Annotated in this window: 11 protein-coding genes; 5 read left to right on the plus strand and 6 right to left on the minus strand. The window is 62.4% G+C overall.

Features of this window, described 5'->3' with window-relative positions:
* Positions 1 to 848, plus strand: an 848-nt coding sequence (locus SGJ19_09855; protein ID MDZ4780544.1) for an ATP-dependent 6-phosphofructokinase, incomplete at its 5' end; no start/stop codon positions are given.
* Between the two features lie 10 nt (positions 849 to 858).
* On the opposite strand, the gene SGJ19_09860 is transcribed toward SGJ19_09855, so the two are convergent.
* The 5 genes from SGJ19_09860 to SGJ19_09880 form a co-directional block, all read right to left on the minus strand.
* On the minus strand, positions 859 to 1491 hold the full coding sequence (locus SGJ19_09860) for a hypothetical protein (GenBank protein MDZ4780545.1): 633 nt from the start codon (positions 1489 to 1491) through the stop codon (positions 859 to 861).
* 31 nt (positions 1492 to 1522) lie between these two features.
* Positions 1523 to 2680: an 8-amino-7-oxononanoate synthase gene (bioF, locus tag SGJ19_09865; protein ID MDZ4780546.1), complete on the minus strand. Its 1158-nt coding sequence runs from the start codon at positions 2678 to 2680 to the stop codon at positions 1523 to 1525.
* Positions 2681 to 2847: 167 nt separating this feature from the next.
* Complete coding sequence (locus SGJ19_09870) at positions 2848 to 5313, minus strand: von Willebrand factor type A domain-containing protein (GenBank protein ID MDZ4780547.1); 2466 nt, start codon at positions 5311 to 5313, stop codon at positions 2848 to 2850.
* Between the two features lie 266 nt (positions 5314 to 5579).
* A complete protein-coding gene (locus SGJ19_09875; GenBank protein MDZ4780548.1) occupies positions 5580 to 6095 on the minus strand; it encodes a sigma-70 family RNA polymerase sigma factor in 516 nt (171 codons plus the stop codon).
* A gap of 263 nt (positions 6096 to 6358) precedes the next feature.
* Positions 6359 to 7570: a PEP-CTERM sorting domain-containing protein gene (locus SGJ19_09880; protein MDZ4780549.1), complete on the minus strand. Its 1212-nt coding sequence runs from the start codon at positions 7568 to 7570 to the stop codon at positions 6359 to 6361.
* Positions 7571 to 7943: 373 nt separating this feature from the next.
* Between SGJ19_09880 and SGJ19_09885 the strand changes: the two genes are divergently transcribed.
* On the plus strand, positions 7944 to 8924 hold the full coding sequence (locus SGJ19_09885) for an endonuclease/exonuclease/phosphatase family protein (GenBank protein MDZ4780550.1): 981 nt from the start codon (positions 7944 to 7946) through the stop codon (positions 8922 to 8924).
* Between the two features lie 237 nt (positions 8925 to 9161).
* Here SGJ19_09885 and zwf read toward each other — a convergent pair whose 3' ends face one another.
* The gene (zwf, locus tag SGJ19_09890; GenBank protein ID MDZ4780551.1) at positions 9162 to 10616 is read right to left on the minus strand and encodes a glucose-6-phosphate dehydrogenase; all 1455 of its coding nucleotides are present in this window, start codon (positions 10614 to 10616) and stop codon (positions 9162 to 9164) included.
* A gap of 276 nt (positions 10617 to 10892) precedes the next feature.
* On the opposite strand from zwf, the gene SGJ19_09895 reads away from it, so the two are divergent.
* The 3 genes from SGJ19_09895 to mtnA all read left to right on the plus strand — a co-directional run bounded on the left by SGJ19_09895 (position 10893) and on the right by mtnA (position 14232).
* Entirely contained in the window at positions 10893 to 11549 is a 657-nt protein-coding gene (locus tag SGJ19_09895) for a sigma-70 family RNA polymerase sigma factor (protein MDZ4780552.1), read from the plus strand.
* Positions 11546 to 13012 (plus strand): hypothetical protein, encoded by a 1467-nt coding sequence (locus SGJ19_09900; GenBank protein ID MDZ4780553.1) that lies wholly within the window; start codon positions 11546 to 11548, stop codon positions 13010 to 13012. Before SGJ19_09895 ends, SGJ19_09900 begins: the two co-directional genes overlap by 4 nt.
* 131 nt (positions 13013 to 13143) lie before the next feature.
* The gene (gene mtnA, locus SGJ19_09905) at positions 13144 to 14232 is read left to right on the plus strand and encodes an S-methyl-5-thioribose-1-phosphate isomerase (GenBank protein ID MDZ4780554.1); all 1089 of its coding nucleotides are present in this window, start codon (positions 13144 to 13146) and stop codon (positions 14230 to 14232) included.
* The last annotated feature ends 48 nt before the right edge of the window (positions 14233 to 14280 follow it).

Raw genomic sequence — 14280 nt, forward strand, 5'->3', positions numbered from 1 at the left:
ACATCCTGTTCGTTATTGGCGGCGATGGCAGCTTGCGCGGAGCCATGTCGATCGTCAAGGAAGTCACCGATCGATGCTCGAAGATTGCCGTTGTCGGTATCCCCAAGACGATCGACAACGACATCATGTACATCGACCAGAGCTTCGGTTTTCAGACCGCGTTCTCGCTGGCGACCGAATCGATCCGCGCCGCGCATTCCGAAGCCAAGTCGTCGCCGAACGGCATCGGTCTCGTGAAAGTCATGGGCCGTCACTCCGGCTTCATCGCCTGCTACGCGGCGCTCGCCAAGAACGATGCCAACTTCGTGCTGATTCCCGAGGTATCGTTCGAACTCGACGGTCCGCACGGCCTGCTGCCGGCGATACAAGATCGACTCCAACGCCGCGGCCACGCGGTGATCGTCGTCGCGGAAGGGGCCGGGCAATCGCTGATGGATTGTTGCGCCAACGGCACCGACGCTTCGGGCAACAAGCGCCTTGGCGACATCGGCACGTTGCTCAAGCAGAAAATCACGGCCCATTTCGATGGCCTGGGCATCGAGCTGAATCTCAAATACATCGACCCCAGCTACCTGATTCGCAGCGTCCCGGCCAACCCGTTCGACAGTGTTTACTGCCTGCGATTGGCGCACAACGCGGTTCACGCCGCGATGTGCGGCCGCACGGAAACGGTCGTCGGCCGGTGGCATGGTCGCTTCGTCCACGTGCCGATCCCGCTGGCGATTCGCGCCCGCAATCAAGTCGACCCGAACGGCGACTTGTGGATGTCCGTGCTGGAGGCGACCGGCCAGCCGCCGTCATTCAATCACGGCCTGACGCCGGAGTTGACGGTGAAGGGGGACAATTGATCGCGTGTAGCTAGGCTTGCCGCGCGATCGGCACCAGGGGCTTGCTGCCGTTGGCGGTGGGTAATTGCGGCAAATGGTCGTAGAACGCTGGCGGAAGTTTCTTAAGCCAGATGGCGTGCTTGTCGATGCGTTGGACGTGAATGGTGCGGCTGCCAATGGAGCCAACGACAGCGCCGGCGATCATGGTTGCGATGCCAGTGAAGATTAGCATGATCGCCCAGTCGGGCGGGCTGGGCCTCCCGATGAAGGAGAAGATGACGCCTATTTGCGCCAGGCCAAGACACGCGATCACCCAGGCGGCCGCGATCATGCGGCGACGGCGACGCGCATGGGCGTCGCACAGCGCGAAATAAACGACGCCCTTCTTCTGAAAGACCAACGCGAGGATCACGAAGATCGGGACGCTCAACAGAATCGTGAGTGCGAGCCAAGGGTTGTACCAATGCACGTTTTTCTTGCGCAACGGCAATTCGGTCGGCTCGCCGCAACGTACGCAACGCGGCGGCAACGTGCCTTCGCGCGGGAGCAACAGATAATTCGCCCAGCGCCAGTTCGCTTTCGGATCGTCGAGCTCCACTTCGCCAGAGCCATTGATTGGCGGCGCTGCATATTGCGGTGAGGCGTAGGGATTCTGGTCTTCCATGTCTGGATGATCGCCGACTGGGAGCGCAGAATCAAGCGCTGATGAGCGACTCAACGAGTTGGGCGAGCATCTCCGGCGTATGCCCGGCCGCGAGGCTGATGCGCAGGCAGGCTTTGCCGACCGGCACCGTCGGCGGGCGAATTGCCGGGACCCAGACGCCATGTTCGCGAAGTTTCGAAGCGGCGGCGAGGGCCCGCTGCTCGTCGCCGAAAATGATGGGGATGATCTGACTTGCCGATGGGCCGATGTCCCAACCAGCGGCGCAGAGTTGTTCGCGCAGACGGGCGGCCGTCGCGAGGAGCTTGGTGCGCGTCTCCGGCTCGCGCTCGACGATGTCGAGCGCCTCCAGCGCCGCCGCGCATACCGGCGGCGGCGGCGCGGTCGAGAAGACGTACGAGCGGGCGCGGTTGGCAATCCAATCGATCAACGCCTGGCTGCCAGCGACGAAGCCGCCGGAGGCGCCAAGAGCCTTGCTGAGCGTGCCGACGCGAACAGGGACGCGATCTTCGACGCCAAGATGTTCCGCCACGCCGCGCCCGCGCTCGCCGAACACGCCGGTGGCGTGGGCTTCGTCGACATGCAACATGCAGTCGTAACGCTCAGCCAATTGGCACAGATCCGGCAATGGCGCGAGATCACCGTCCATGCTGAACAGCGAGTCGGTGACGATCAACCGCCGGCGAAATCCGGAAGCCTCGCGCAGCAGTGATTTCAAATGTTCGCAATCGTTGTGACGGTACACCTGCACCGCCGCGCGCGAGAGCCTGCAACCGTCGATCAGACTAGCATGGTTGAGCGCGTCGCTGAACACCACATCGCCTTCGGCAACGAGCGCCGGGATCACGCCGGAGTTGGCCGCGAAGCCGGTGTTGAAGAGGATCGCCGCCTCCGTGCCTTCAAACTCGGCGATGCGCAATTCCAACTTTTCGTGAAGCACGGAACGCCCGGTGACCAGCGGACTGGCGCCGGCGCCCCAGCCGAATTCTTGCGCAGCTGATGAGACGGCGGCAGCGAGACGCGGGTCGCTGGCGAGGCCGAGATAATCGTTAGCCCCGAAGTTGATGTACCGCCGGCCGTCGATGGTGATCAACGGGCCTTGCGCCCCATCGTGTGCGTTCAACCGACGGCGCAGAGCGCGGGCGTCAAGATCTTCGAGGGCGGCGTCAATCCAGGAGAGCGGGTCAGGCATGTGCCGTGCATTTTAGCACAACGCCGGGCCGTCGACTCAGGTAGCGGCGCGCAGCGCGCTAAGCCCAGGGCAGGCTGTAGAAATCGTCCCATCTGCAACGATTCCTGCAGCCTGCCCTGGGCTTTTCTTGAAACAGCGCTCGTTGGAGAAACGGCGATCTGTCCACTTTACTTCCCGCCGCTCAACCGTTGCGCCGTCTTCACCAGTTCAATGTACTCGGCGCGATATCCTTCGGCGTCGCGGGACATGCCCGGCTGGGCCATTTCCAATACCGCGCCGTAGTTCATCGTGCCGGCGTATTGCGAGTGCCGCAGCAGCATGCCGAAGGCGGCGACCGACGAGGCGAATTGGAAGTCGGGGCTCGATTGGCCGATTTTCTGTTCGCTGTCGGCGACCGGCGTCTTGATCAGTTTGCTCGTGTCGCCGTCCGGCTGCTTGTAGCGGAGCTTGAGCATCAGTAGATCGCTCGATTGCTTCGCCGCTTCCGTGGGGCCGCCGACGGACTGGTATTCAAGTTCGTCCACCGAGGGCGTGTTGACCGGTTCGCCGGCCGGGATGACTTCGTACAGCGCGGTGACGGTATGACCCGCGCCGATCTCGCCGGCGTCTTTCTTGTCGTCGTTGAAATCTTCCTTGGCGAGGATGCGATTCTCATAGCCGATCAGCCGATATGCGGCCGTTTTCGCCGGGTTGAACTCCAGTTGCAGCTTGACGTCCTTGGCGATTGTCAGCAGCGTGCCGGAAAGTTGCTCGACCAGCACCTTGCGGGCTTCGCGTTCGGTGTCGATGTAGGCGTAGTTGCCGTTGCCCTTGTCGGAGAGCTTTTCCAGCGTGGCGTCTTTGAAGTTGCCCATGCCGAAGCCGAGGACCGAAAGGAACACGCCGGACTTGGCTTTGCCTTCGATCAGGCTGACGAGTTGGCTTTCATCCGTGACGCCGACGTTGAAATCGCCGTCGGTGCAGAGGATCACACGATTCGCTCCGCCCTGGACAAAGTTCTCGACGGCGACCTGGTAGGCTTGCTCGATGCCGCCGGCGCCGTTGGTGCTGCCGCCAGCTTCGAGCTGATCGAGCGCGGCGAGGATCGTTTCCTTTTGATTGCCCGGCGTGCTGGCGAGCACCTGCCCCGAACTGCCGGCGTAAACGACCATCGCGACGCGGTCGTTTTCCGACAGTTGCTCGGTCAGCAGCCGAAGGCCCGTCTTCACGAGTTGCAACTTGTTGGCGTCCTGCATCGAACCGGAGACGTCGATCAGGAAGACGAGATTCGTCGCCGGGCGCTGGTCGACGGCCACTTCGCGTCCCTTGATGCCAATCCGCACCAGCCGATGTTTCGCTTCCCATGGGCACTGCGCCACTTCGACATGCACCGCGAACGGGTCGTCGCCAGTTGGCGGGGCGTAGTCGTAGCTGAAGTAGTTCAGCATTTCCTCGATCCGCACCGCGCCCGGTGGCGGCAAGGTTTCCTGCGTGAGAAACCGCCGCACATTGGCGTAGGAGGCGGTGTCGACGTCAATCGAGAACGTGGAAAGCGGTTCCTGCGCGACTTGCTTGAACGGGTTCTCGATGATCTGGTCGTAGGCTTCGGTGTTGGACTCACCGTCTTGAACTTCAACGAAATCGGCCCCCAGCGACATCGACGGCGACTTCGCTTCGCTCGACAGTTTCGCCAGCGACTCTTCGGAATAATCGTCCGCGCTCAGTGGCGTCGACAAACGAAAGTAGGTCGCCGGGCCACTGGCTGTCGCCGGCGAGGCGCCTCGTTGACGATAAGAGCTATCGCCACCTTGAGCGTATCCACGGCCATCATAAAGACCGTCGCTGGCTCCACCGGCTGGAGGGCCGTAAGGGCTGCCACCTCTCGAACCACCGGCGTAGCCCCCTTGGCCGCCGCCAGCTTGCGCAGGCTGCGAAGCGGGTTTGTTCGCAGCGACGGAGGCCAGGTCGGAGAGCTGCTTCTCACCTTCACCGCTTTCGGACATCGCTTCGTCGATGGTCGCCGCCTTGTCTTCGCCAGCACCTTGCTGCGGCGCGGTGGCATACACCGGTTTCGATACTGTGTAATTCTGTTCCTTTGAGCGAACCTCCCAAACCGGTTTTGCAACGGTGTCGGCGCTGTTGCCTTCTTGCGTTTCATAGTGAGCGACAGAGCCCTGTTCGTATTCCATACCCATGTCAGTCGGCGTTTCCCCCATGGACGCAAGGACCGGTGGATTAATCGTCGTCGAGTCTGGGCGAGCAGACGTACCAACTGCGACCTGGTTCGATTGAATCGAGGGCAACACCAGCGCGGTCACCACGCCGCCGATGCCGACGGCGACGCCGAGTTCCAGCATGTGCCGCAGTGACCAGAAGCGATGTGCCGGTGCGCTGGTGGCTGCGACCGTCGCGGGTGCGCCGTTGACGGATGGCTCCTGTGCCAGGATCGCGGCGCGGCGCGCTGCGTCGAGCGCCGGGCCTTGCTCATCGGCGAACGAGGCGCTCAACATGCCGGTCACGCGGCGAATCTCCGCCAGCGCTTTCGCGGCTTCGGGGGAGTCAGCGAGCTCGCGCTCCAGTTCAGTGCGCGCAGACTCATCGAGCTCGCCAAGAGCGTAGTCGATCAGACGCGGGTCGTCGGGATCTAGCGACATTTTTCAGAAACTCCTCACATGAGGAAATGAATGCTGGGTAACCACGAAAGTCACGAACGGCACTGTTGTGGCACGGTCTCTGTTGTGGCACGGTCGGGAGACCTCTGTTGTGGCACGGTCTCCCGACCGTGCCACCGGCCCGACCGAAGGTCTCCATGCGTCGCAAACCCGCCACGTGGCACGGTCGGGAGACCGTGCCACAACATGCGTCTGCAATCTCTCAGCGTCTCCGCGCCTCTGCGTTTCAATTGGATTCACCGTCTCACTCACGCTTCAACCATCTTTCCGCGTAAGGTTTTAATCGCCGTGTGCAGCAAGAACCCCACGTTGGTCACGGTGAGATTCGTGACCTCGCTGATTTCCTTGTAGCTCAGTCCGCCTTGAAACTTGAGGCGGACGACTTCCTGTTGATTCGTCGGCAGCGTCGACAGCCAGCGCGTCACCGCGGCATGGTCGTCGCGGGCTTCGGCGCGGTAGTCGGGCAGCGGCTCATGGCTCACGAACGGCGTGGCCACGTCTTCGGCAAGTTCACGCATGCGTCCCTCCTTACGCTTGAAGTCCAACGCCCGGCTCCGGCAGACGCGATACAACCACGGCGTCAGGTGTCCGTCCAGGTTGGCCTGGGTCTCGCGGCAGAGCCGGAGAAAGGTTTCCTGAACGATGTCCCGGGCCTGCTCCAAGTCGCCGACCAGCCGGCAGGCGTAGCGCATCAGCGGACCTTCGTGACGCTCCAAGGCGTCCCGCAGCCATCGGTCATGCTCCGCCGAACCTTCGCCGCCCATTCGAATCGCACCCCGGAGAAGTCGTTCCGACCGGGTTCTCTTAGCTGTTCCAAGAATAACAACGCCGGTCGGTCTCGCTTATTAGACGAAACCGACGGCCAGTTCGGGTCCCAGCGTAGGGCGGGCCGGCATAAAAAGAGAAATCGCCGGAAGCGGGAAAGCGCCGACCACTCCTGAAGGACCTACACAAATAAAACGAGGCCCGCCGTTTTGGGAACGGCGAGCCTCGGCGAGAATTCAAATTCTTGGCAATCGCCAATCGCCTAGCGGCGACGGCGCTTCACCAGACCGCAGACGACGCAGCCAGCCAGGGCCAAGATCGCCGTCGACGGTTCCGGAACGGCGGAGCCGCCTGGCGGGCTGACACCAAAGTTGTTGCGCACGCCGTTCAAGTCGTCCACATTCACGACGCCGTCATACGGAAACGCGTCGCCGACCAACGATCCGTCGGTGGCGCCTTGTTCGCCGAAGTTGTTGCGCACGCCGTTGAGATCGGTGATATCCACGTCGCCGTCTTCATCCGTGTCGCCGACCTGGAAAACCTCCAGGAACGAGTTCACGGACAATAGGCCCGTGGCCTCGACGAATCCCAGCGCGGGGTCCGCCGCGGAGTTGTCGGCGAACGTCTCGATGAACTCTCCGCTCAGGCTGTACTTATCAATGCGGCCTGTGCCATCGACAAAGCCGAGACTGCCGACGAGCAGACCTCCGTCATTCGGCAGGAGCGCCAGGCTGGCCGGAAAGACGAGCCCCGAAATCGGCGCAAAGGTCGGATCGGGCGCTCCGGTCGTCGCATTGAACTTCATGACCGCGCCGGTGAAGCCAGCGGCGACATACAGCGAGTTAGCGTCAACGATCAGGTTGCCTGCGCCCAGCAAGGCTTGATCGGGGCCAATAAACGTCTCGAAGGACGATGTTGCTTCGTTGTAACGGAGGATCTCGCCGGTGCCGAACGAACTGACCAACAAGTCCCCGTTCGGAGCAAAAGCCAGGCCGGTCCGCCCGGCAGGCAAGCCGCCGGTCAGTTCGGCGCCGGCGCTCGAGCCGTCCGCATTGAATTGGCCTACCGTCGCACCGTCGAATGCCGCGCCGCCCAGATTGGAAACGTAGAACTTGCTGTCGCCCGGCTCAAGCAAGATGCTGGAGGGCGTGGTCAGGCCCTCGGTGACCAGTACGGTAGGGTTGGCCACTTCGAACCCGTTATAGTCATAGCGCACGATGCTGCTGTTCTGCCGACTGGCGACGTACAGCTTCGACTTGTCAGGGGACAACGCCATGCCATTCGGTTCGTCCAGGTTGATCGGATCGTCGACCAAAACGCCAATCAACGAGCCGTCGCTGCCGCCGTAACGGAGCACACGATTCGTCAGCCGGTCGGCAACGAGGATTTCATTTTCTTCGCCAGCAGGAGCGGCATCCGCCCAGACGCAAGCTAGGAGCGGAACGAGGACGAGAAATCGAAAGCGAGACAACATGCGGGAAACCTCCACGGTGATCAGGGTGCGATGCTTCGGGGGCAAAACTAGGCGGCTCGCCGGCGCCGGCGATCATCTCATTGAAGGCCAAAACGGCCCTCGCGGGACCAGTGTGCCTGTGGCGGTTCGGCGGGCACAAAAGGGCCTGCATCGTTCCTGCCATTCAGGAGCACGAACGACAACCGGGCAGGCTCGCCAAATATGGGGACTCTTACTCTAACTACCCAACCAGACCACACCCACCCCCCCTGCCGGTGGAGAGCGACAGTGGCCGTGAAGAACATTGAGCTGGAACTAGTAGTTGATCCCGACTATCCTCCGCGCGCAGCGCGGCGGTGATGCAACGCCAGAATGTGGCCCAAGGAGGGGTGACGTGTCGCGGCGATTACAAGGACTTGGGGTGCTCGGCGTCCTCGTGGCGGCGGCCGCCTGGGTGTACTCGAACTACGAGTTCTCGGGAACTCTTGATCAATTCACGGTCCGCCGGCGCGGCGCGGCCGGACCGGACTTGGGACCCGCGCCCCCGGTGGCGCGGTCCAGCAACACCATCCGCGTGGCGACTTTCAATATCCAGGTGTTCGGCGAAAGCAAACTCGAGCACCAGGCCGCGGTGGCGGCGCTGGTCGACATTATGCGGCGGTTCGACGTCGTCGCCGTGCAAGAGATTCGCGCGCAAAGCGTCGACCAAATCCCCCGTTTCCTGGAACAAGTCAACGCTGGCGGGGGTCACTATCACTACGTGCTTGGGCCGCGGCTGGGACGTTCCAACAGCAAGGAACAATACGCCTTCATCTACAACCGCGCCAGCATCGAGGTCGATCCCAGTTCCGTCTACACAATCGATGACCCCGATGACCTGCTGCATCGCGAACCTTTGGTGGCCAGCTTTCGCGTTCGCGGGCCCAGCGCGCAGGAAGCGTTCACGTTCACGTTGATCAACATTCATGTCGACCCGGATGAAGTCGCGCGCGAGGTCAATGTCCTGGACGATGTCTACCGCGCGGTGCAACGTGACGGCCGAGGCGAAGATGATGTGATTTTGCTCGGCGACTTGAACGCCGACGTCCGTCATTTGGGGCAACTTGGCGAGATCTCGCAGCTCACGCCCGTCGTGACGGGCAAGACGACTACCAACACGCTCCGCAATGCGCAGTTGGACAACATCCTGTTTATGGCGCATGCCACGACGGAATTCACCGGGCGCGCCGGCGTCGTCGATCTAATCCGGGATCTCAATCTCACCACGGCCCAAGCCTCGGCGGTCTCCGATCATTGCCCCGTCTACGCCGAGTTCTCAATCCAAGAAGGCGGCGCGGACGGCGCCATTGCGGGGCGGGAAGTGGAGAGAAAGTAGGTCAGGCTTTCCAGCTGACGGAAGACGACTTGGCGTCAGGTAGCGTGTCGGACCGGCAATGCGCGAGTGCCACGAGTCAGGCTGGAAAGTCTGATGATGTTGTGGCACGGTCTCCCGACCGTGCCACCGGGCCGACGCAGGTCTCCCGTTCCGGATGTCACCACGCTCAGCCGTGGCACGGTCGGGAGTCCACATGTAAAAGCGTAGCACGTCAGGCTGGAAAGCCGGACCTACAAATTACCGCAGCACCGGACACGTATCGAACCAGCTGCGGCCTTCGGCTTCCATCCAGTCGGTCGATTCCGTCGGGCCCCAGAGGCCGGGTTCGTAGCTGAGCATCGCCGGGCGACGCGTCTCTTTCCAGGCCTGGTGGATGGGATCGACAATGCCCCACGCGAGTTCCACTTCGTCGCTGCGGGCGAAGAGACTCGCGTCGCCGTTGATGGCGTCGAGCAGCAGTCGCTCGTAAGCCTCCGGCATCACGCCGGCGAAGCTGCGGTCGAAACGGAAATCGAGATCGGTCAGCCGCATCTTCATGCCGGCGTCGGGCACCTTGGTTTGCAGGTGCAGTTGAATTCCCTCGGCGGGCTGCACCTGAATCACGAGCCGGTTGGCTTGATGGCACGCGTCTTTGCCGTCCTCGAACATCATGAACGGCGGCTGGCGAAATTGAATGACGATTTGCGTTGTGCGGCAGGACATCCATTTGCCGGATCGCAGATAAAACGGCACTCCTTGCCAGCGCCAGTTGTCGACGCCCAGCTTCACCACGGCAAACGTTGCCGTCTCGCTGTCCGCGGCCACGCCTGGCTCTTCCAAATAACCGCGATACTGCCCCCGCAATGTCGCCCGCGCAACTTCCTCCGGAGTGAGCGGGCGAATTGCTTGCAGCACTTTGACTTTTTCATCGCGGATCGCGTCGGCGGTGCGTCGCACCGGCGCTTCCATGGCGGTGACCATCAGCAATTGCAGTAGATGGTTCTGGAACATGTCGCGCAGCACGCCGGCCTGATCGTAGTACCCGCCGCGACGTCCGACGGCGACTTCTTCGGCCGCCGTGATCTGGACATGATCGACATAGTTGCGATTCCAGATCGGCTCGAAGATCGCGTTTGCGAACCGCAAGACGAGCAGGTTCTGCACCGTCTCTTTGCCCAGGTAGTGGTCGATGCGGTAGACCTGCCGCTCGGCGAAGACCTGATGTACCGCGGCATTCAGCTTTTGTGCGGAGTCCAGGTCGGTCCCGAACGGCTTTTCGATGATGATCCGCCGTCCGCCGTGCGATTCCTCCGCCAATCCCGCCGCGCCGAGTCGCGCCGTCGCTTCGGCGTAAAACTGTGGCGCGGTCGAAAGGTAGTACACGCGCGACGTGGACTGGCCCCCTTCCAACTCGTTCAGGGCCTTCGCCAGGGCGTCGAAATCTTCGCCTCGGCCGATATCGCCCGACTGATAGAAAATCGATTGGCTGAATTCCTGCCACTTCGCATCGTCGAAATCCTTGCCAGCGAATTCGCGGGTGGTTTCCGTGAGCTGCTCGCGCCAGGCCTCGTGCGTGAATTCCGTCCGCGAGAACCCCACGACACGCGTGTCCGCGGGCAGCCGTCCCTTGCGGTAGAGTTGATACAACGCCGGAATCAACTTCCGGCTGGTCAGATCGCCCGACGCTCCGAAAATGACGATCGTATGGGCCATGAATGCGGTCTCGCGCGAATCGAACGGGGTGGACGGCACGGTAGCTTAGCACGAGCGGCCGTGAGCGCCACGTGGGCTACATGAGCGCAAGATCCGTAACGCCGCACGGCAGAAACCCAGGCCCCTGTATGGGGTTTCAATTCCTAGGCGGTCGACGGGACCGACGCCGCCGCGACTGGCCGGGCGCGGCGGCGGCGACTACATTGGTTTTCGGAGGCGTCGCGCGGCGGGTTCTCGCCCACGACGCTCCGCGATCCACCCTGGCGGGCGATGTCCATGGGAGTTGGCTTGGCCACGAGCGAACCGGCGGGGCAAACGTACGAACAGCGCGACCCCGACGTGCGCCTGATGCTGGATGTGCGCGCCGATAACGCGGCCGCGTTCGAGGAATTGGTGCTGCGCTACCAGAATCGCTTGGTCACGGTCCTCGAACACCTGGTGGGCCGCCGCGAATTGGCCGAGGATTTGGCGCAAGAAACCTTCCTGCGCGTCTATCGGGCCAGAAAAAACTATGTGCCGGGGTCGAAGTTTTCGACCTGGCTGTACACGATCGCGAACAACGTCGCTTCCAACGCGCTCCGGTCGCAACGGCGGCGGCGGGAAGTGCATTGGGAGAGCAAACCGTCCGGCGACTCGCAGGCCGTCATGTCGCTCGACCAATTGGCGCAGGCCGCCAGCGGACAGATGCCGACGCGGCTGATCGACAAGGCCGAAATGCGGGACGTCGTGCGGATGGCCGTCGAAACCCTCGGCGAACGACAACGCTTGGCGGTCTTGTTGAATAAATTTGAGGGCATGAGTTACGAGGAAATCGCCCAAACGATGCGGATGACCACGAAGGCGGTGAAGTCGTTGCTGACCCGGGCGAGAGTCAATTTGCGAGGAGTTCTGGAACCTTACCTGGAGCGGGGCGATCACCCCGATCCGTCATGACGGCGCCGGCCCGGCACGACCGGGAACCCAACGCGTTGGACGAAGAGCTGGTCGCCTATCTGGACGACGAGCTAGACGCCGATGCACGCGCCAAACTGGAACGGCGGTTGGTCTCCGAGCCCGGCGTGCGCGAATCGCTCCGAAAGCTGACGCGCGTTTGGGACGCCTTGGAAACCTTGCCGCGCGCGGAAGTGAACGAGGCGTTCGCCACGACGACGGTCGAGGCCGTGGTCGCGAAGGAGGCGCTCTCGCAGGCGAGCACGTTCGCGATGCGTCGGAGCGCGCGTTCGTGGATGCGCGGCGTGGCGTTGCTGGCCGCGTGCGCGCTCGTGAGCTTCGTCGCCGTGCGCTGGTTTTGGCCCGACCCGAACCAGCAACTCGCCAATGATTTGCCGATCTTGGAGAACTACGACGCGTTCCGCGCGGTGCGGAATATCGAATTCCTCCGCGAATTGCACCAGGCGAGTTTGTTCGACAGTAAGCCAACGGATGCCGCCACGGCCACTGCGGCAACTGGCCCCGGCAAATCGCTCGTCGAAACAAACCTGGCACGGCTGGCGGCGATGAACGACGATGATCGCGCTTTGATTGCCAAGACGCGCGTCGATTTCGAAGGGCTGGACGAAAACCAGCGGTTACGGATCGAGCAATTGGAGGTGGCGCTCCGTGCCGATCCCAACGAATCCGAGCTGCGACAAGTCATGATTCGCTATTTTGAATGGCAGTCGTCACTCTCCACGGGGCAACGCGACGAGCTGCGCAGTCTCAACGCGCCTGGCGCGCGCATTGCGCGCGTGAAGGACATGATCGCCGCGGATTTGCCGGAACCGGACCGGGCTGTCGTTTTTGAGTGGGTTCGCGAGTACGCAGAAGAAGAGGCGGATGAATTGCTCCGCATTGCGCGTGGCAAGCAGTGGGTGCCGCGGCCAGAGTTGCTGGAAGCCATGCAGCGCGACAAAAAGAAGTGGCAGGCGGTGCTGGTGATCTTCCGCGCCGCGGAAAACGGAGAACTGGAGGACTTGCCGTTCAATGAAGTCGATTTCAAGCTGCTTGAATCGCGACTGTCCGAAGTCCCGGCCGGCCGGCTCGAGGAGTGCCTGAACGCGGACATGAAGAAATTGGTGCTGAGCAGTTGGTTGCAAACGATGGCGCGCGATTTCGCCGAAAAGATGCGCAACTTCGATCCAAGATTTGCCGACAGGGACTACAAGGACTTGTTGGAAAAGCTGCCAGTCGACCGGAAGAACGAGATCTTTTCCCTGCCGCCAGAACAAGCCCGCCAGGCCTTGAACGACGAGTGGTACTTAAGAAACGGCGATACGCGGTTCGGCGGCCCCGGCGGATTCATGCCGCCGCCGCCCGGCGGACGGCCGTTTGGTCCGCGGGACGACGACCGCAATGACGGCAAGAACGGCCGCCGCGGAGACCGCCGTCGCCACGATGACGATGATCGTCACGATTAGGTATTTGCGAGAAACACGGGCCCGAGTTGAGCACCGTCGACGCATTCTTGTACGAGGCTTCCTCTCCCAATCGCTGCTGCGTCGGACTAGTATGAGTGAAAGGACGCACTCCCTCACTCGATAGATCGCCCATGACAATTCCGCGGACGCTCGAATGGATTGGCGAATTGCCGGGCGTGTTGCGGTTGCTGGACCAGACGCGGCTGCCGACAGAGGTCTGCTATCTCGCTTGTGCGACCGTCGACGAACTCGTCGTGGCGATTCGCGCCTTGGCGGTCCGTGGAGCGCCCGCCATCGGTTGCGCCGCGGCGTACGGCGTTTGCCTGGGCTTGCAAGCGGAGCTTCATCGCGATGAAGCGGCATTCGTCGCGGCGCTTGAAACGTCCATTCAGCAACTTGCCGGAAGTCGCCCCACGGCCGTGAATTTGTTCTGGGCCCTGGAACGCATGCGCCGCACCGCCGAGGCGCAAACGGGGCGCCTTTCGCCGCGCGAAGTGCTGGAGCGATTACTACAAGAAGCCCGGGCGATCGAAGCGGAGGATCGCGCGATGTGCCGCGCGATTGGCCGGCATGGCGCAGCGCTACTCCAAGACGGCGACGGCGTACTGACGCACTGCAACGCCGGCGGGCTGGCCACCTCGGATTTCGGGACGGCGCTCGCGGTGATTTTCCAAGCGCACGAAGATGGCAAGCAACTCCACGTCTGGGTCGATGAGACGCGTCCACTGCTGCAAGGCGCGCGGCTTACCGCCTGGGAATTGATGGCCCGAGAAGTCCCGTGCACCTTGATCTGCGACAACATGGCCGCCCAAGTGATGCGATCCGGCCGCGTGCAGGCCGTCGTCGTCGGGGCGGATCGAATCGCAGGGAACGGCGACGTCGCAAATAAGATCGGCACCTATGGCGTAGCAGTGTTGGCGGCGGCGCACGGCGTGCCGTTCTACGTGGCAGCGCCCTCGAGTACGTTTGACCTGAGTCTCGCTAGTGGCGACGGAATTCCGATCGAGCAGCGCGCTGCGGAGGAAATCACGCACGGGTTCGGTCGTCAAACGGCTCCGAGTGGCGTAAAGGTTTACAACCCGGCGTTCGATGTCACGCCGGCATCGCTGCTGCGCGGCATCGTTTACGAGTGCGGCGTCATCACTCCGGTGAATATGGCCACGGTGGCCGCGGCGCTGAGGGAATCGAGCTGCGAGCAGCAATCGGTTGTGTCGCATTGACAGTCGCCTTTCGCTCCGCGAAAGGAAAAGAACCTTTCGCCTAGCGAG

The sequence above is a fragment of the Planctomycetia bacterium genome (genome assembly GCA_034440135.1).
Classification (GTDB): Bacteria; Planctomycetota; Planctomycetia; order Pirellulales; family JALHLM01; genus JALHLM01.